We start from the raw sequence: 17,929 nt of genomic DNA on the forward strand, positions 1-17,929 counted from the left end.
TAATCTACATAAGATTTTAATAAGCCCTTGAAAATCTTATGTGAAACCAATATTCTAATACTATTAACTCTCTACTTAAGGTTGTGTTTAACATGCGTATTAATAAGTACATTAGTGAATCCGGAAAAGCATCTAGACGCGGTGCAGATAAATTAGTCAATGAAGGAAGAGTCACGATAAATGGAAAGGTTGCGAAAATAGGCAGCCAAGTCGAGCCTGGGGATGATGTTCGTGTAAACGGTAACCCAATACGGATGGCAAGAAATTATGTTTATATTGCCTTAAATAAACCCGTAGGTATTACGAGTACAACAGAAAAAAATGTTAAGGGTAATATTGTTGATTTAGTCAATCATCCATTAAGAGTTTTTAATATCGGGCGACTAGATAAAGATTCAGATGGCTTAATACTCCTTACGAACGACGGTGATATAGTCAATGAAATTTTACGTGCTGAAAATAAGCATGAGAAAGAATACATTGTTACAGTAGACAAGCCGATTACTCCTGAATTTTTAAAACGAATGGCTGAAGGTGTAAAAATTTTAGGTACGAAAACGCTGCCTTGTAAGATGGAACAACTTTCTAAATATGTTTTTCAAATCACTTTAACACAAGGACTAAATCGTCAAATTCGTCGCATGTGTGAAGTGCTTGGATACGATGTTTATAGACTACAGCGAACTCGAATTATGAATATTCATTTAGGTAATCTACCCGTTGGACAATGGAGAGACTTATCTAAAAAAGAGCGCAATCGATTATTCCAAGACTTGAACTATGAGCCAAAGGAATGGTAAAAAAGATGGACCAAAACAGTAAGAAACTGTTTTGGTCCATCTTTTTTTACTGTACACGTTTTGCGTGGCACTCGTTTTCCTATCTATTTTCCAAATCGTTTGCGATATCCGTATTTTCTACATAGTTCCTCTACTGCCACTCTTGATTTAAGTCAATGACCAGTCATAATCTTCCCATTAAAATGAAAGTTAACAATGTAATATAGGGGGTTATCTTATGGCTATCACAGTAAAAGAACGATCGGATCAGCGAAAATCCGCTCTGACTGCTGGCACATCACTTATCATCATGACACTTGCTGCATTTTTTTCCTATGGCTTTGCCCATGAAAGCCTTGTTGTGCAGGGCGATGCCGGCGCCACATTTCACAACATCATGTCATCAAATATCCTTTTCAAGGCCGAAATCTTTGGTTGGATCATCATCCTTATAAGTGACATTGTTGTCGCCTGGGCTTTCTATATCTTCCTGAATCCCATTCATAAAAACCTTTCATTGCTCGGTGCGTGGCTTCGTCTTACCTATGCGACTATATTGGGAATTGCCATACTGAATTTAATATTTGCGCTACTTCTCACGAAAAATAAAGACTATTTATCATTATTTACAACCGATCAACTTCAAGCACAGATGATGCTATTTTTAGACGCATTTGAATCTATTTGGTCTATTGGTTTAATCATTTTTGGTGGGCATCTCATGATTGTGGGCTACTTAGCTTTTAAATCAGACAGCATACCGAAAGTTATTAGCATCTTATTGTTGCTTGCTTCAATAGGCTACATTATCATTCACCTATGCAATACATTTCTTCCAGAATATGATGAGGTAATTTCCATACTTAACTTTGTATTTACTGTACCAATGATTGTAGGAGAATTGGGCTTTGGTATATGGTTGCTGCTTAGAGGAGGAAAAGTCCATAAAAGTGTATGACAACTTCCTAAAAATTATTTTCATAGATTCGTTTCTTAATTCTACTTAATGACTCCGGGGTAATACCAAGATAACTTGCTAACTGATGTTGGGGTACACGGTCGACTAAATGAGGTCGTTTCTGTAATAGTGCTTTGTAGCGTTCTTCAGGTGTAGATGCAATAAATGCAGCCATTTCATCTTGCATGTCACCTAGTTTTTCCTCAATCATCTTGCGTGTCATTGTTTCCAATTGTGTATATTTGTTATACATGTCCTTTTCGGTATCAATGTCACCAACGACCAATATACAGTCTTCTACACAAGTTAAAGAATACGCCGATGACTTGTCTTGTTTATGCTGATTGAAATTGGCAATTGCTTGTTCTTCTGTGTAGAAATTAGATGTAACCTCTTTTCCCGTTTCATCTATAGAATACTGCCTAACACACCCCTTCAATACGAAATAACATTTAGTAGGAGCATCTCCTTGTCTAAGGAGCATTGTTCCTTTTTTATATTCTTCAATAAGTATATCTTTAACGATTGCTTGTTGTTCCTCTTCGTTCAACGTTGTAAATTTAGTCAAATACTTCAGTAATATTTTTTCCATTTTGCTTTCCATTCAACTCCTTTGATTGAAACTCATCTTAAATAGAACGGTTCATAAAAAACGCTATCCTTTTTATACATTTCTATAAAAAGAATAGCGCTTTTTTCATAATTTAAAAAGTTACTTTAATGTCTTTTTTACAAACAAAATAAAAAGCAACAGGCTAATAAACCCAGATACAGCACAAACAATAAATAGCATTTGATATCCCATGAGCTGTGAAACAAGTCCTAGAATCATAGAGCCTAAACCAATCCCTAAATCAAAAGCAGTAAAGAATGTAGCGTTCGCTACACCTCTTTTCTCTGGTGGAGCTAATCGTATAGTTACTACTTGAAGAGCCGGTTGTGCTGATCCGAATCCGATTCCGTACAAAATAGCTGTAATAACGAGTCCAACAAGCCCTTTTGTCATTGCTAGGACGAATAGTGCAATTATCATTATAAAAAGCGCAGGAATAATAATGACTCCTTCTCCATGTTTATCGGATATTTTCCCTGCAATCGGTCTAATTACTATAAGTGTAACAGCATAAACTAAGAAAAAAGTACCGGCATTTACTTGAATTTTTGCTGCAAACAGTGGTAAAAATGTTGTAATGCCACCAAAAGTAAGGGATAGGAAAAATGTAACAATAGCGATTGGTAAAACTGTTTTTTCAAAAAATGATATTGGTTGTTTTGATGTATTCTGAACCGCTGGTATTTTTGTACCAAATGCAAGTATGAATGCCATAATTGCTAATGCTGTGCATAGAAGGAATAGATAGTGAAATGAAAATGATTTTACTACCCAAAGACCTACTATTGGTCCTAAAGCCATACCTAAAGTCGATGCAAGTCCATACCATCCCATTCCTTCTCCGCGACGCGATGGTGGAATCACATCAGTTATAGCTGTTCCGCTCGAAGTTGTAGCAATTGCCCAGCTCATTCCATGGACGATACGTAATACCACTAAAAATATAACTCCTGTTACCCAATCATAAAAATACATTGTAATTGCAAAAAAGAGTAGTCCGCTTATTAAAAATACGCGCCTGCCATATCGATCCATTAATCCTCCAACAATAGGACGTAAAATGACTGCCGATATTGTAAACACTCCAATAATAAATCCAACTTGAGATTCACTTCCACCTAATTGTTTAATAAACATAGGCAGTGTTGGCATTAGTAAATAAAATCCACCAAATAGGAATAATGCTGTAATTGTCAGCATTATATAATTCTTTGTCCATAAACGTTCCATTGTAATGTAATCCTGCTTTCTATCATTTAATAAATTGAGAATGTTCTTACCGCCCAAAAGTAGCAAGATAAGCAAATAAAAAAGCAGTACCACCGCTATAGAAGTGTTGGTACTGCCATATTGAGTGCCAAGTGTTTTGTTAATTAGAACGTACTTGCTACTTTAACAGCCTTTTCAAGCCCTGCAGCAATAATTTCTTCTGCTCTATCTGGGAATTTGTTGTGCCCCTCAATTACTACCTTCTCCATATCTTTTACACCGAAGAAGCCCATCATACTTGCTACATATTTAACAGCCATTTCCATTTCAGCTGCTGGTCCTTCAGAATATACACCGCCACTTGCGTTTAATAATGCAATTTTCTTATCACCAATAAGACCAACTGGGCCTTCTGACGTATATTTAAATGTTTTACCTGCACGGTTTAAGTAATCAATATACGTGTGTAGTACAGCTGGGATTGTTAAGTTCCATAACGGGAAACCAAATACAACTTTATCAGCTGCAAGGAATTGATCTAAATATTTATCAGCAACAGATACAGCCTTTGCTTCTTCTACTGTTAAATCAAGTCCTCTACTAGCCTTAAATGTGCCGTTAATCATATCTACTCCTACATACGGCAATTCTTCATTATATAAATCAAGCTCTACCACTGTATCATTTGGATGTGATTCTTTATAGCTTGCTAAGAAAGCCTCATATAATTTCACGCTAACCGCTTGGTCTGCTGGACGATTGTTTGCTTTTACAAATAAAACTGTTGTCATTTTCTGTTCCCCCTATTTCCTTCAAAACGTAAGAATATAGTCAATTTGATTGACTATATTCTGTATAGTACAATAAAATGTAATTATAGTCAACTTAATTGACCTTATTTAAGGAGGTTTTATACATGAATCATCAAGATCAAGTATTTAGTAAATTGGATCTTACATCACTTTTGTCATTATCTTATAGTACATTGATTTATGAACTACATGACAGATTAAGTGAGTTGGGGTTTGGAGATATTAGACCTGCACATGGTTTTATGTTTAAACATATCATTCCTAATGGAGCAACAGGTATAGAATTAGCTGAACACTTAGGAATTACAAAGCAAGCTGTGAGTAAGATGGTGGATTATCTTGAGAAAAGTGGTTATGTAGTACGCAAAGCTCATCCCACTGATAAGAGAGGGAAAATAATTGTTTTGACCGAACGTGGTTGGTTAGTAATGAAAACAAAAGACGAGATAATAGCTGAGATAGAACAGCACTGGGTCGAAAACATAGGTGCTAAACGAATGCAGATGCTCAAAGAAGATCTAACAAATTTAATTTATGAAGCAAATGAAGGTAAATTATCATCGAGATTACGACCTGTCTGGTAAATATAGAGTTTAAACAGAGGACTAATCGTGCGCCTATTAACTTAAGAAACAGATAATTTCTTTAAACGATATAGAAAAATTAAAACGTTTATATCAAAAACATTTGCTCTTGATGAAGCTCCAAAAGCCCACGAATTCAGTCAGCGTGGACATGGTCGTGGACGAATTGTACTTCATATTGTTGATTAATGTTGAGTTAGAATATTTTAAAGCCGATCCTTCATCAGTGTGCAGGAAATCGGCTTTTTCTGTATAAAAAATTGTTTAAATGAAATCGTGTTCATTAAATGAATGGCTGAGCATAAATATTTTAATTGTTACACCTTATATGCTACGTTTATAAATGAATACTGAGCAAGGGAGATGGTGAAATGTCTGTTGATAAACAAAACAAAGTAAAGATAATGCACCGTAACACCCATGAAAATAACACATACCTTTTTTTAAATAGTCTCGCTTCTATTCTTGTAAGTGGTGAAGATACTAATGGAGAATTTTGTGTAATTCATACTTCTAGTAAGAAAAGTGATGGTCCTCCGTTACATGTTCATGAAAAAGAAGATGAAACATTTTTCGTGTTAGAAGGAGAAATCACATTTTTCGTGGGCGATGAGATTATCTCAGCAAAAGCCGGCGATTATGTATTTGCCCCACGCGGTATTCCCCATACACTTAAAATTACTTCAGATACAGCTAAATGCCTGGTTACTGCATACCCTTCAGGTTTTGATAGTTTTATAAAAGACTTAGGTGTACCTTATCGAGATGGAATGAAAATACCTGAAGGTCCTCCTCCTCTAGAAGTATTACAAAAGCTTATTAAGACTTCAGAAAAGTATAATATTTCTTATCCAAACTTAACTCTTTAAAAGATCGTGGCACATCCGAATGTAATAGTGTCCACTATCCTACGCTCAATCAATCTCACTTTACACATTTCGCAATTCTTTTACTATTTTTAATCCAACATCAAATACATCATCGAGGACAAATGATAAAAGCGGGTTTAATGGTTCCTGGTATTTATAGTCCATCGAAAGATAAATGGGCTAACATAGGTATGGAAGCTCCTAAAATGTAATAATATTCTGAAGGGGAAGAGTGTATTTTGTTTCTTTTTTTATCATATCTGGCGAGAAGACCCTCACCTCAAGCGCGAAGCTGTAGGTGGGGGTAGTTCAATTTAAAGCTACAGTCATACAACTACCCAAATTTTTGTCGTCCGACATCAAAATGTTAGCTTGATAGTGATGTGGCGCTACCCCTTGTAATAATCAGACTTTGTCAAACCATAAACAACAGTATCTTCATGAACTCCCCAGTACAAACAGCTCTGTTTAAATGTTCCTTCATGTTTCAATCCTAATTTTTGCATGACTTTAATAGAGGCAGGATTTTTCGTGAAGGCATCAGCATAAATACGATTTAGACTTAATTCTTCAAATGCGTACTTAACGATGACTTTCCCCGCTTCTGTACAATACCCTTTATCCCAGTATGATTTACCTACCCAATAGCCCAGTTCTCCTTTGTTGTGTTTTTTATTAATAAAAAGATATATACAACCTATAAGCATATTTTGCTCATTAACCATTGCAAAGTGGAAACTGTCCCCTTTATCCATAGCTTTATAAGTGGATGTAATCCACTCTTCTGCCCAGCCATCGGGATATGGATGAGGAATAATTGTAGTAGTTTTTGCCACCTCTTTATCTCCTGCTAATTCTTGAACTTTCGGAGCATCATCTAATTGAAATGGGCGTATTGTTAATCTCTTAGATAAGAACATCGGATATTGCATTTCTTTTTCCCCTTTCTAACCCCATGAATAATTTGGCCATTAAATTAATAACATAAAAAAATCCACAGTTGTTAAAAAGAAAACTGTGGATCTTTTTTTTAAAACAAGCTACTGGCGAACTTTCCCAAAATACATAAGATCCCATATCGCCTTTTCGTTCAGTATTTCCACCACTTCAGCACCTTCAAATCGCTCTAGCTGAACATCACCAATGAATCTCAGATAAGCCCCATCAAAGCCGGACTGTATAGCTGCTTCTTTTATTTTTCCTGTTAATTCATCTATAAATTTTTGGACCACAAGATTTTTCTCTCGTTCAAATGTAATAGTGTAATGATGTATATCATCTTTGTAGTCGTACACAGTTGTGTTTGCTACTGGTTTTCCAGTAACAGGGTCTACATACTTATTACATGCCGTGAAACGAACGTTTCTTTCGTTATCAACGATAATCTCATTCTCTTTAGCCAGCATGAAAATAGGGAATGCTTCGTATCCGTACTTTTGTTCAGCCGTAATAAATGAAGCGATCACTGTATAATCCCCAATTTGTGCACGCGCCCAATACCAGTTATTCATAAGCTCCATCATGGGAGTATTCCCCCAGTTATGATCGTGGTATCCAGTACCAGTATAATGCTGAATAGTATTATCTATTTTTATGTCTGCTTCTACGATTCCATAGGGAACAGATGGTAACCAGGCAAAATACTTCTCTTCACCGTTTCCATAGAACCAATGACCAGTTTCTGGCCTCCAAGAGGGAACCGCACCTTTAATCGTGATATCAGCTAAGACATCCTCAATTTCGATATGGATTTGATAAGTATTTAAATCACCTTTGAAGATGTTTGGTCCAATACGAACTTCACATTGATCGTTAGATGCGAAAAAGTCTTGCTCCGAAGTCTGATAAATTTTTTTAATAGTACGTCCATCAGAAAGATCAAGATTAAAAGTAACAAAAGGAGTAAGTGGTTTGTTACTTTCAATATATGGTTTTGTAAAGAATACAATCACCAGTTTTGAACCATCATTCAAATGAGCATCGAAGTACCACCATTCATAAGTCCCTTCACTTCCATCCGTACGCATACCGTCTTCCCATTTTTCTATTTGTCCTTTTTTAAGACCTAATTTCTTGTAATGTTCTGGTGTTGATCCTAATACAGCGTTCATGGTTTTCATGCTCATCGCTATCTCCTCCTAAAAAATCATATGATTCACATACCATAATTTAATTTTTAGAAGATAATTTTATTTGATTACTAATTAACAAATTATAAATTCTAAGCAATTCCGTTACTTCAGAATCGAGCAATGCTTCAAATATTTCATTCAGGATTTATTTGGCATGCGTATTTTTAAAATATCTGTAAAAGGTAATGACAAACTACTTAGAAAACCTTAACTTTTATATACATGTACTTAAACAAACGGATGGTGTTCTTACTAGCAATGAAATGTATTCATTTTCCCAAGTTTATTAAAACACCATCCTCCCCTACTTTTTGTTTAAAAAGTAGGGGGGATTTTTTGAAGGTTTTGTTTTTTTCTCAAAGCACTACATTGTAAATATAAGTTGAAATCTTCGACAATCACGCCCGATTGCCAAAGATCAATCATGTTTTTCCGATCTTCTTAAGTTAAGAGAAGCGATTTACCGGTAATTATTATGGATTGGTTGAAACAAATCTTCTTGAGCAGTCCGAACGACAGAAAAATTATCAACATTGTAATGACCATGAAGTATTTCATTATGATGACTTATTATCTGTTCGGCAGATAAGGTCGAAGAATCTGTCGTCGAATGACCATCCCCAACTAAAGTAACATCAAAATGATTCACCGTTGCCGTTCTAACCGCTGTGTCAATACAGTGTTCTGTTTTACATCCCATAATAACAAGATGCTCAATCTCATTGTCCTTTAAAAAATCCATTAATGGCGTACCATAAAACGAATTTGTAGCCGCTTTATCAAATATTTTTGCAGTGGTTGGCACCTTTAATTTTGGGTGTATTTGGAACCCTGGACCTTTGCCGTCAGCAACATCTATATCCCTTATAAAGACGATTAAAATTTGTGATTCTAATGCTTTATTAATAACAAAATTAATATTATCTAATAATACGTCTTTATTCCGTACACTTTTGCTTTTATCATTTCCATCAACTAATTCTTGTTGAACATCAATAATAAGCAACGCTTGTTTCAATAGAAAAACTCCCTTTTATTATAATTTTTATACATGTTCCCCAAACCGTTCTTCATTTTCATGTTCATCATATCGCCCCCCTTTATCTTCTAAACCTATTTCGTTATAGAACCGTAACATCCTCTTTTTCAATCTAGTATGATTTCAAGACTTTTTCCCTTTTATTACTATCGAAAAGAATCGAAACAAAAAGTAAAAGCGCTTGCATAATTAAAAATCCGAGTTATAATACTTGTATACAAGTATACTTGATTAACATGAGGTGAAGTTATGACGGAATCAATGGAATTTCTTTATCCTGAAAAATGGCTTTCAAAAGCTTCTACTGGTGATCGTGTTGCAAGCGAACTAAGAATGCGTATTATTGCAGGTAAATTTGAAAGCGGTACCATTCTATCGGAAAATAAACTAGCTGCCGATTTTTCTGTAAGTCGGTCACCCGTTCGTGAAGCATTGAAAGTACTAGCATCTGAAAATATCATTCGCTTAGAAAGAATGGGTGCAGTTGTCATTGGTTTAACCGAAAAAGACATCGAAGAAATATATGATGTCCGTTTACTTATAGAAACGTTTATCTTTGAGCGACTTGTAAAGATGGATACGAATGAGTTAGTAAGAGAACTAAATAAAATTATGGAAATGATGAAAATCGCCATTAAATATCATGATGCTGATGAGTTTTCTTATCAAGATATCTTATTCCATGAAACGATTATTCGCACCATTGAGCATTCCTACATCCTGATGATTTGGAATAATTTAAAACCTGTTATGGAAAGCTTAATTCTTTTATCAATGCGTACCCGTTTCAAAGAAAAGTACGAAGACTTTGAACGGATTATCAAAAATCATGAGCTTTATATAAAAGCAATCGAATCAAAAGATCGAACCCTCATGATTAAGGCCTTACATCAAAACTTTGATGATGTTCAAGGGAAAGTTGAAGACCTCTGGATGTCACAACAAATGTTATCTAAAGGAGTAGAGCAAGAACATGAGTAGCTATATGTTAGGTATAGATATCGGTACAACAAGTACCAAAGCAGTATTATTTACTGAAAAAGGCGAAGTCATCCAAACAGAGAATATTGGTTACCCACTTCGCACACCGGATATATCCACAGCGGAACAAGATCCAGAAGAGATTTTCCAAGCTGTTTTGCAAGCAATTTCAAATATAACGAAACATCATTCAGATAAAAAACCATCGTTTATTTCATTTAGCAGCGCCATGCATAGTGTCATTGCCATGGATGAAAATGACCAGCCGCTGACACCTTGTATCACTTGGGCAGATAATCGCAGTGAGGCATGGGCACATAAAATTAAAAATGAACTAAATGGCCATGAAGTTTATAGACGAACAGGAACACCCATTCACCCTATGTCACCATTAAGTAAAATTACTTGGATTGTGAATGACCATCCTGAAATCGCTGTTAAAACGAAAAAATATATCGGAATAAAAGAATATATCTTTAAAAAATTCTTTGATCAATATGTTGTCGACCATTCCCTCGCTTCATGCATGGGGATGATGAATCTACAAACGCTAGATTGGGATGAAGAAGCTTTAAAAATTGCTGGTGTAACACCTGCTCAATTATCTGAGCTCGTACCAACCACTACGATATTTAGCAACTGCAATCCGGATTTAGCCAAAAAGATTGGAATCGATCCACAAACACCATTTGTCATTGGTGCCAGTGATGGAGTGCTTTCGAATCTAGGTGTGAATGCAATTAAAAAAGGTGAGATTGCGGTCACAATAGGGACAAGTGGTGCCATTCGAACCATCATTGACAAGCCGCAAACAGATAAAAAAGGAAGAATATTCTGTTATGCCCTAACGGAAAAGCATTGGGTAATTGGTGGGCCGGTAAACAATGGCGGAATGGTCCTTCGCTGGATTCGCGATGAACTTGCTTCATCAGAAGTAGAAACTGCAAAAAGACTAGGAATTGATCCATACGATGTATTAACCAAAATTGCTGAACGTGTGCGACCTGGTGCAGACGGATTATTATTCCATCCATACCTCGCAGGTGAACGTGCGCCATTATGGAATCCAGATGTACGTGGCTCATTCTTCGGTTTAACGATGTCACATAAGAAGGAACATATGATTCGTGCAGCCTTAGAAGGCGTTATTTATAATTTATATACTGTATTTTTAGCATTAACTGAATGCATGGACAGTCCTGTGACCCGTATTCAAGCAACAGGAGGCTTCGCAAGGTCTGACGTTTGGCGACAAATGATGTCCGATATTTTCGCATCTGAGGTCGTTGTTCCAAAAAGCTACGAAAGCTCCTGTCTAGGTGCATGTATATTAGGTCTCTATGCTACAGGAAAAATTGATTCTTTTGAAATCGTTTCCGAAATGGTTGGCAGCACCTACAAACACACACCGAAAGAAGAAGCAACAAAAGAATACAGACAATTACTGCCGATATTTATTAACTTATCTAGAGCATTAGAAGAAGATTATACACGAATTGCTAATTATCAAAGAAATTTAATAAAGTAAAACTTTCATCAGTGATCCCCCACTTTCTCGTCTCTCATTGAAATTTGAGGTTGGGGATTACTGCAAAAAAATAGGGGATAAACACAAATACAGCTAATATTAGGGGGAAATTACGATGCCATTAGTCATTGTAGCAATTGGGATTTTAGCATTACTTTTACTGATAATGCGCTTTAAATTAAATACATTTATTTCATTAATCATTGTATCGTTCGGCGTTGCTTTAGCACTTGGAATGCCGCCAGAAAAAATTGTTAAAACCATTGAAGCAGGATTAGGCGGAACACTTGGCCATTTAGCACTCGTTTTTGGACTTGGTGCGATGTTAGGTAAGTTGCTCTCAGATTCTGGGGGCGCACAACGCATTGCCATGACTCTTGTGAACAAATTTGGTAAAAAGAACATTCAATGGGCTGTCGTGACTGCCTCATTTATTATCGGTATTGCATTATTTTTTGAAGTAGGATTAGTATTATTAATTCCGATTGTATTTGCCATTTCAAGAGAATTAAAAGTTTCCATCTTGTATCTCGGTATTCCGATGGCAGCAGCTTTATCTGTAACACACGGATTTTTACCGCCACACCCAGGACCAACCGCTATTGCTGGTGAATTGCATGCAAACATTGGTGAAGTATTACTTTATGGTTTTATGATAGCGGTTCCAACAGTTATTTTAGCTGGACCTGTATTTACTAAAATTGCGAAAAAGCTAGTACCTGAAGCATTCAACAAAACTGGTAATATAAAATCTCTAGGTGAACAGAAAGTATTTAAACTTGAAGACACACCTGGTTTTGGAATCAGTGTTTTTACCGCTTTACTGCCTGTTATTTTAATGGCAATCGCTACGATTATTACTTTGTTGCAAAAAACAATGGGATTTAAAGATAATAGTTTACTAGCAGCGATCCAGTTTATTGGGAATGCGGATACTGCCATGTTAATATCCTTATTAGTTGCTATCTATACAATGGGATTGGCAAGAAATATTCCAATCAAAAACGTAATGGAATCTTGTACAACAGCGATTTCAAATATCGGGATGATGCTCTTAATCATTGGTGGAGGCGGAGCCTTCAAACAAGTATTAATTGATGGCGGTGTTGGTAACTATGTAGCCGAATTATTCAAAGATACTTCATTATCACCGATCTTGCTTGCATGGATTATTGCTGCTATCTTACGTATTTCCTTAGGATCTGCTACAGTTGCTTCATTAACAACTGTCGGTTTAGTAATTCCGATGTTAGGTAACACAGACGTTAACCTTGCTTTAGTTGTCCTTGCAACAGGAGCTGGTAGTTTAATTGCTTCACACGTGAACGATGCTGGTTTCTGGATGTTCAAAGAATATTTTGGTTTAAGCATGAAAGAAACATTTGCAACATGGACCTTACTTGAAACTATTATTTCCGTATCTGGATTAGGATTTACTTTATTACTAAGCTTATTTGTATAGATCTTTCTAGGCAGTAACCCCCTCACTTAAGTGAGGGGGTTACTGCCTATTAATCTAAGAAAAAGGGGTCCAAAGATATGAGTATTTTTTTCCTTATACGAATTATTGTTTTACAACTCAATCATTCCCCATTTATTCCCTATTAAAAATTTACCTATACGCAATTAAAATAAATTCATATTATATATGACAAGCAATATTTGATTCTTTAAAAAGGAGGCAGTTTACTTGTCATTAAAAAAATTTGTAGATGCCTTACCGATTCCCCCTGTCTTAAAGCCAGAAGGTACTCGTGATGGAATCCCGTTCTATGAGGTAGCGATGAAGCAAGTCAAACAAAAATTACATCGTGATTTGCCGCCAACTACCGTATGGGGTTACAACGGTATGTACCCTGGCCCTACATTCGAAGTAGAAAGAAATCACCCTATTTTTGTAAAATGGAAAAATAAATTACCCTTTGAGCACCTATTGCCCATCGATCACACCGTTCATGGTGCGGAACCAGACAAACCTTCCGTTAGGACAGTTGTCCATTTACATGAAGGTCGGGTTCGTCCGGAAAGTGACGGATATCCTGAGGCATGGTTCACAAGAGATTTTCAAAATGTTGGGCCAAAATTCGTGAATGAAGTTTACTATTATCCAAACTGTCAGCGCCCTGCAACACTTTGGTATCATGATCACGCCCTTGGAATCACTCGTTTGAACGTTTACGCAGGCCTAGCTGGTTTCTATATTCTCAGAGATGAAGAAGAGGAAAAATTGCATCTTCCTAGTGGAGAATTTGAAATTCCGCTGGTCATCCAAGATCGTTCGTTCTATCCTAATGGTGAACTGTTCTATCCATCCCAACCAGGCAATGAACCACCTCCAGCACCACAGCCACCTCCGCCAATAGATCCAACATTACCAAATCCATCAGTTGTCCCAGAGTTTTTTGGCAACACAATCTTAGTCAATGGAAAAGTATGGCCGTATCTTGAGGTTGAGCCACAAAAATACCGATTCCGTATCCTAAATGGCTCCAACTCTCGTTTTTATCGTATACAGTTAAGTTCTGGCCAAAATTTTATCCAAATTGGCACGGACGGGGGACTTTTAGAAAAACCAATCAAAGTATCCCAAATCATTCTTGCACCTGCTGAACGTGTCGAGGTCATTATCGATTTTTCAAACCATAATGGTCAAAGTATTATTTTAACAAATGACGCACCAGCCCCGTTCCCTAACGGCGAAAGTCCTTCTGAAGACCTCAGACAGATCATGCAATTTCGAGTCAAACAAAAATTATGCAGATCTGACAAAAGCAAAATTCCACAAAAGTTGAGTTGTTTGGAACAACTTAATCCACAGGATGCTGTAATCATACGAAAAAACACCTTAATTGAAACTACCGATAATTTCGGACGTCCAAAACTATTATTAAACAATCTGGAGTGGGATCAACCCATTACAGAAACCCCGTATAATGGAACTATAGAGATTTGGGAGCTATACAATACTACAGCGGACACTCACCCAATTCACTTGCACCTTGTAACCTTTCAAATTTTGAACCGCGCTGTATTTACTGGCGACCCCAATGGCTCTAACCTCAAAGTCGGGCCACCAATACCACCCGATCCAAGCGAGAGAGGGTGGAAAGATACTGTTCGTGCCAATCCCGGAGAGGTCACCCGAATTATTGCACGTTTTGGGCCATTTACAGGAGTCTATCCGTGGCACTGTCACATTCTTGAACACGAAGATTACGAGATGATGAGACCATACGAAGTTCTGGATAATTCTTCTTTTAATCCATGTGAACAAGTTCCCGAACAATGCACTGATGAATCCTTTGCTCAATGTTTTGACTGCCATAAACATCGTAAAAACAAATGCAGTAAACAAAATCGACGCGATGATGATTGAATTCGATATTCCAATTTAGTTATAGATTTTTTAGCAACGACCTAAAAGGGTCCAATTTTTTTATCCCTTTCAAATCTTAAAATAAAAAAGAAGAGAAATAATTATCCCTTGATTTCTCTTCTTTTTTTAATTCAGTTAATACCTTTAAAAGAATGAAAAACTTCATTTACTTATATACTGCATTTAATAGAAATCGTGAAATCCATCTTTAAAGAGAACATTCTTTCTCAACAGTTTTCACCAACTGTTTCAATTGCTCGACACCTTGCTGTAAAGAAAGTGAATAATAGCGCTGTGTGCTTTTTTGCTCTATACTTACTAAATGATTGTCACGCAGAATTTTTAAGTGATGGGAAATTGCCGGACGTGATAAATTTGACTGCTCAGCAATTTCATTTACACTAAGCGGTTGTCTTTCTGCCAGCAGCAAAATAATATCTTGCCTCACTGGATCACTTAAGGTGTTAAATAATGGTATACAACTCCGAAAAACATCACTAGCTGTTTGTATCATGTTAGCACCCTTCCTTTTCTGAAAGTCCAAATTAAACAAAGAACTATTTTTCTTCTGTAACATATTTGGCTAGTTTTGCAGCTACACTTCTTGGAACAAACCTTACCGAAAAAGCACCAATCTTATTTAATGCTCCCGTAACAATTGTACGTTTTCCTTTCATCAATGCATTATACCCTTTTTTAGCAACGATATCAGAAGGCATCGCCACTGAGGATAGTAGCGATTTCTCAGCATTTGCATTTGAAAAGAAATTTGTTTTAGTAGGGCCTGGACATAGAGATGTAATGGTAATCTTAGTATTTGATAGCTCCTCAATAAGCGCTTCTGACAATGAAAGTACATAAGCCTTCGTCGCATAATAAACAGCCATTAGTGGTCCTGGTTGAAAGGCTGCAGTACTTGCTATATTCAAAATCTTACCACTGTTTCGTTGCTTCATTTTTGGTAGGAAGTAATACGTCAATTCTGTCAATGCATTTACATTTAAGTGAATCATGTTTAATTGTTTTTGAATATCTATTTCATCAAATTTACCAAATAATCCAATACCGGCGTTATTAACTAAAACATCAACTTCCATTCCTCGTTTTTCAACTTCTTCGTAAATTTCTTTCGCTGCACCAGGTAGGCTTAAGTCTTGTGAAATAACAGTAACTTCCACGTTCCTGATAGATTTCTTGATTTCTTCTAACTTTTCACTGTTCCGTGCAACTAAAATCAGATTATATCCATCATTCGCAAACAGTTTTACAAACTCATAACCTAAACCGCTTGTAGCCCCTGTTATCAATGCTGTTTTATTCATATTTCCTCACTCCTTAATACTTCCAAATGTTTAAACACTTAAACATTTAAAATTACAGACTAATAATAAATACAAAATATTCTCTATGTCAATTAAAGATATATATAATTATATTAGCATAATGAAATATTAGAGCTACTCATGTATGATGATCACCTTCAATAATCCAAGCATTTGAATTAACAATATGATGAAGCTGCTTATCTCTTTCTTCAGGCGTATTTCTTATATCTCCACTTTCAGACCTTCTCCAAACAACGTTATCTAACTCGTAATATGGAAGATTTAATTTAGAAGACAATGTTCTTGCTAAAGTTGTTTTTCCGCTGCCGACAGAGCCGATGATGTGAACTTTATTAGGATTTTTCCTCTTCAATACGATCACCGTTTTATGAATTTCTATATACACATTTTCTTTTCCTATAATCCAATTGCCTAGCTACATCTTTTCCAGTCTTTGAAGGATTTGTGGGAATAAATGATAGTGTAAGAGTTGCAACTGTTCTGTTAGTGAAATATCCATAAAAACGCCATCCTTTTCAATGAGTCCTACTAAAAGGATAGCGCTTTTAACAAAAGTAGCGTATACTCTTTTAAGCTTGTCCATTGTTTAACAATCAGAACATATAGAAAGTAATTTATAATCTATATAACTAGGGTCATAGTAAATGAATTGATTTCCCCCTAAGTTTAACCATCCATTTTGTTCGTAAAATACTTTATAGGACTCATTATGATGTAATTTACGAATCACATTGCCATTCATAGAAGGCTGATCCCTTAAGTTCACATTATCACCTGTAATAGTAGCAATCCCTATATAGTTACAGTAACAAATATAACTAGAGTCGTAGTAAATAAATTCATTTCCCCCTAAGTTTAACCATCCATTTTGTTCGTAAAATACTTTATAGGATTCATTATGATGTAATTTACGAATCACATTACCATTCATAGAAGGTTGATCCCTTACATTCACATTATCACCTGCGATTGTAGCAATTCCTATATAGGTGCTACTAGTTCCGTTATTATTACTGGTACCCAAATCTATATAGGTGCTACTAGCTCCATTATTACTGATATTCAAATCTATATAGGATGTATTACAATCGACATTCCCATTAATCCCTTGTACTTTTCCACCATCTGTGTATTGCCAGATATCACAATTAATTCCTGCACCTCTTTCATTATAACGCGCAATCCACAATAACGTATTTTTTTGTAAACGTGAAGGATTTAGACTATTTTCAAAGAAATATAGATTGCTATAAACTCCGTTATTTGTATATCCTGCATTTTTTAATTCCGTTAAAAATGCATTCACAGCATCCGTTAATGTATCCGGATCTAAATTCCCATCATTGATTTCTACATCCACAAATATAGGTGCAGTTAATGTTACGCTCTTTAAATTTTGAATGAAGAAAGCAGCCTCTTGTTTAGCATCATCAACAGAGATTGCTCGAAAAAAGTGGTAAGCTCCTGTAAGTATGCCAACATTATTAGCACCATTTATATTGTATTGAAAGGTTGGATCTACATAATTTGTACCTTGCTCAGACCCCTCTGTTACTTTTGCAAACATAAAGTTTACTTGGTTACGATCATTCTTTACTTGATTCCAATCAATTGTCCCATTATGGTGACTGACATCAATTCCAAATGACATGATATAACACTCCTAAATCGTTTATTTAATCTTTTTGTGGTATTAATTTATA

Annotated in this window: 18 protein-coding genes and 2 pseudogenes; 10 read left to right on the top strand and 10 right to left on the bottom strand. The window is 35.9% G+C overall.

The features are described from left to right. Positions 1–83 precede the first annotated feature (83 nt). The gene (gene rluF / locus ACTDJC_RS11115; protein WP_440603400.1) at positions 84–800 is read left to right on the top strand and encodes a 23S rRNA pseudouridine(2604) synthase RluF; all 717 of its coding nucleotides are present in this window, start codon (positions 84–86) and stop codon (positions 798–800) included. Positions 801–1,017: 217 nt separating this feature from the next. Next, on the top strand, positions 1,018–1,737 hold the full coding sequence (locus ACTDJC_RS11120; RefSeq protein ID WP_440603401.1) for a DUF4386 domain-containing protein: 720 nt from the start codon (positions 1,018–1,020) through the stop codon (positions 1,735–1,737). Positions 1,738–1,744: 7 nt separating this feature from the next. Here the strand turns inward: ACTDJC_RS11120 and ACTDJC_RS11125 are convergent, their stop codons facing one another. The 3 genes from ACTDJC_RS11125 to ACTDJC_RS11135 all read right to left on the bottom strand — a co-directional run bounded on the left by ACTDJC_RS11125 (position 1,745) and on the right by ACTDJC_RS11135 (position 4,350). Beyond that, the gene (locus ACTDJC_RS11125; RefSeq protein ID WP_440603474.1) at positions 1,745–2,329 is read right to left on the bottom strand and encodes a Crp/Fnr family transcriptional regulator; all 585 of its coding nucleotides are present in this window, start codon (positions 2,327–2,329) and stop codon (positions 1,745–1,747) included. A gap of 120 nt (positions 2,330–2,449) precedes the next feature. Then, complete coding sequence (locus tag ACTDJC_RS11130; RefSeq protein WP_440603402.1) at positions 2,450–3,580, bottom strand: MFS transporter; 1,131 nt, start codon at positions 3,578–3,580, stop codon at positions 2,450–2,452. A gap of 143 nt (positions 3,581–3,723) precedes the next feature. Next, complete coding sequence (locus ACTDJC_RS11135) at positions 3,724–4,350, bottom strand: FMN-dependent NADH-azoreductase (protein WP_440603403.1); 627 nt, start codon at positions 4,348–4,350, stop codon at positions 3,724–3,726. 125 nt (positions 4,351–4,475) lie between these two features. Between ACTDJC_RS11135 and ACTDJC_RS11140 the strand changes: the two genes are divergently transcribed. The 4 genes and pseudogenes from ACTDJC_RS11140 to ACTDJC_RS11155 form a co-directional block, all read left to right on the top strand. Then, positions 4,476–4,955 carry a MarR family winged helix-turn-helix transcriptional regulator gene (locus tag ACTDJC_RS11140; protein ID WP_440603404.1) on the top strand — a complete coding sequence of 160 codons (480 nt, stop codon included), beginning with the start codon at positions 4,476–4,478 and terminating at the stop codon, positions 4,953–4,955. A gap of 78 nt (positions 4,956–5,033) precedes the next feature. Beyond that, positions 5,034–5,144 (top strand): zinc-binding dehydrogenase, encoded by a 111-nt coding sequence (locus tag ACTDJC_RS11145; RefSeq protein ID WP_098306261.1) that lies wholly within the window; start codon positions 5,034–5,036, stop codon positions 5,142–5,144. A 182-nt stretch (positions 5,145–5,326) separates the two neighbouring features. Then, the gene (locus ACTDJC_RS11150; protein WP_440603405.1) at positions 5,327–5,824 is read left to right on the top strand and encodes a quercetin 2,3-dioxygenase; all 498 of its coding nucleotides are present in this window, start codon (positions 5,327–5,329) and stop codon (positions 5,822–5,824) included. A gap of 77 nt (positions 5,825–5,901) precedes the next feature. Next, positions 5,902–6,036 (top strand): annotated as a pseudogene (locus tag ACTDJC_RS11155) (DinB family protein); the annotation flags it as partial. 177 nt (positions 6,037–6,213) lie between these two features. Here the strand turns inward: ACTDJC_RS11155 and ACTDJC_RS11160 are convergent. The 3 genes from ACTDJC_RS11160 to ACTDJC_RS11170 form a co-directional block, all read right to left on the bottom strand. After that, on the bottom strand, positions 6,214–6,756 hold the full coding sequence (locus ACTDJC_RS11160) for a GNAT family N-acetyltransferase (RefSeq protein ID WP_440603406.1): 543 nt from the start codon (positions 6,754–6,756) through the stop codon (positions 6,214–6,216). A 108-nt stretch (positions 6,757–6,864) separates the two neighbouring features. Beyond that, a complete protein-coding gene (locus tag ACTDJC_RS11165; RefSeq protein WP_440603407.1) occupies positions 6,865–7,950 on the bottom strand; it encodes a hypothetical protein in 1,086 nt (361 codons plus the stop codon). Positions 7,951–8,416: 466 nt separating this feature from the next. Further along, complete coding sequence (locus tag ACTDJC_RS11170; protein ID WP_440603408.1) at positions 8,417–8,974, bottom strand: cysteine hydrolase family protein; 558 nt, start codon at positions 8,972–8,974, stop codon at positions 8,417–8,419. A gap of 270 nt (positions 8,975–9,244) precedes the next feature. Between ACTDJC_RS11170 and gntR the strand changes: the two genes are divergently transcribed. From gntR to ACTDJC_RS11190, 4 genes are all read left to right on the top strand, one after another. After that, complete coding sequence (gene gntR, locus ACTDJC_RS11175; protein ID WP_440603409.1) at positions 9,245–9,976, top strand: gluconate operon transcriptional repressor GntR; 732 nt, start codon at positions 9,245–9,247, stop codon at positions 9,974–9,976. Beyond that, positions 9,969–11,504 carry a gluconokinase gene (gntK, locus tag ACTDJC_RS11180; protein ID WP_440603410.1) on the top strand — a complete coding sequence of 512 codons (1,536 nt, stop codon included), beginning with the start codon at positions 9,969–9,971 and terminating at the stop codon, positions 11,502–11,504. The genes gntR and gntK overlap by 8 nt, the downstream gene beginning before the upstream one ends. A gap of 115 nt (positions 11,505–11,619) precedes the next feature. After that, complete coding sequence (gene gntP, locus ACTDJC_RS11185; protein ID WP_440603411.1) at positions 11,620–12,966, top strand: gluconate permease GntP; 1,347 nt, start codon at positions 11,620–11,622, stop codon at positions 12,964–12,966. Between the two features lie 228 nt (positions 12,967–13,194). Further along, positions 13,195–14,880, top strand: a complete 1,686-nt coding sequence (locus ACTDJC_RS11190; RefSeq protein WP_440603412.1) for a multicopper oxidase family protein — start codon at positions 13,195–13,197, stop codon at positions 14,878–14,880. A 208-nt stretch (positions 14,881–15,088) separates the two neighbouring features. Here ACTDJC_RS11190 and ACTDJC_RS11195 read toward each other — a convergent pair whose 3' ends face one another. From ACTDJC_RS11195 to ACTDJC_RS11210, 4 genes and pseudogenes are all read right to left on the bottom strand, one after another. Further along, positions 15,089–15,394, bottom strand: coding sequence for an ArsR/SmtB family transcription factor (locus tag ACTDJC_RS11195; protein ID WP_440603413.1), 306 nt, complete (start codon positions 15,392–15,394; stop codon positions 15,089–15,091). A 43-nt stretch (positions 15,395–15,437) separates the two neighbouring features. After that, the gene (locus ACTDJC_RS11200; RefSeq protein ID WP_440603414.1) at positions 15,438–16,202 is read right to left on the bottom strand and encodes an SDR family NAD(P)-dependent oxidoreductase; all 765 of its coding nucleotides are present in this window, start codon (positions 16,200–16,202) and stop codon (positions 15,438–15,440) included. A 142-nt stretch (positions 16,203–16,344) separates the two neighbouring features. Further along, positions 16,345–16,578 (bottom strand): annotated as a pseudogene (locus ACTDJC_RS11205) (shikimate kinase); the annotation flags it as partial. 234 nt (positions 16,579–16,812) lie between these two features. Further along, positions 16,813–17,877, bottom strand: coding sequence for a GH25 family lysozyme (locus tag ACTDJC_RS11210; protein ID WP_440603415.1), 1,065 nt, complete (start codon positions 17,875–17,877; stop codon positions 16,813–16,815). Between the last annotated feature and the right edge of the window lie 52 nt (positions 17,878–17,929).

The organism is Bacillus sp. GB_SG_008 (genome assembly GCF_052038115.1).
Classification (GTDB): domain Bacteria; phylum Bacillota; class Bacilli; order Bacillales; family Bacillaceae_G; genus Bacillus_A; species Bacillus_A rhizoplanae.

What these genes read in the sequence shown, in the direction of transcription:
- ACTDJC_RS11120 (WP_440603401.1), top strand. Translation starts at nt 1,018, where the DNA reads ATGGCTATCACAGTAAAAGAACGATCGGATCAGCGAAAATCCGCTCTG.
- ACTDJC_RS11125 (WP_440603474.1), bottom strand. Translation starts at nt 2,329, where the DNA reads ATGGAAAAAATATTACTGAAGTATTTGACTAAATTTACAACGTTGAAC.
- ACTDJC_RS11130 (WP_440603402.1), bottom strand. Translation starts at nt 3,580, where the DNA reads ATGGAACGTTTATGGACAAAGAATTATATAATGCTGACAATTACAGCA.
- ACTDJC_RS11135 (WP_440603403.1), bottom strand. Translation starts at nt 4,350, where the DNA reads ATGACAACAGTTTTATTTGTAAAAGCAAACAATCGTCCAGCAGACCAA.
- ACTDJC_RS11140 (WP_440603404.1), top strand. Translation starts at nt 4,476, where the DNA reads ATGAATCATCAAGATCAAGTATTTAGTAAATTGGATCTTACATCACTT.
- ACTDJC_RS11150 (WP_440603405.1), top strand. Translation starts at nt 5,327, where the DNA reads ATGTCTGTTGATAAACAAAACAAAGTAAAGATAATGCACCGTAACACC.
- ACTDJC_RS11160 (WP_440603406.1), bottom strand. Translation starts at nt 6,756, where the DNA reads ATGCAATATCCGATGTTCTTATCTAAGAGATTAACAATACGCCCATTT.
- ACTDJC_RS11165 (WP_440603407.1), bottom strand. Translation starts at nt 7,950, where the DNA reads ATGAGCATGAAAACCATGAACGCTGTATTAGGATCAACACCAGAACAT.
- gntR (WP_440603409.1), top strand. Translation starts at nt 9,245, where the DNA reads ATGACGGAATCAATGGAATTTCTTTATCCTGAAAAATGGCTTTCAAAA.
- gntK (WP_440603410.1), top strand. Translation starts at nt 9,969, where the DNA reads ATGAGTAGCTATATGTTAGGTATAGATATCGGTACAACAAGTACCAAA.
- gntP (WP_440603411.1), top strand. Translation starts at nt 11,620, where the DNA reads ATGCCATTAGTCATTGTAGCAATTGGGATTTTAGCATTACTTTTACTG.
- ACTDJC_RS11195 (WP_440603413.1), bottom strand. Translation starts at nt 15,394, where the DNA reads ATGATACAAACAGCTAGTGATGTTTTTCGGAGTTGTATACCATTATTT.
- ACTDJC_RS11200 (WP_440603414.1), bottom strand. Translation starts at nt 16,202, where the DNA reads ATGAATAAAACAGCATTGATAACAGGGGCTACAAGCGGTTTAGGTTAT.
- ACTDJC_RS11210 (WP_440603415.1), bottom strand. Translation starts at nt 17,877, where the DNA reads ATGTCATTTGGAATTGATGTCAGTCACCATAATGGGACAATTGATTGG.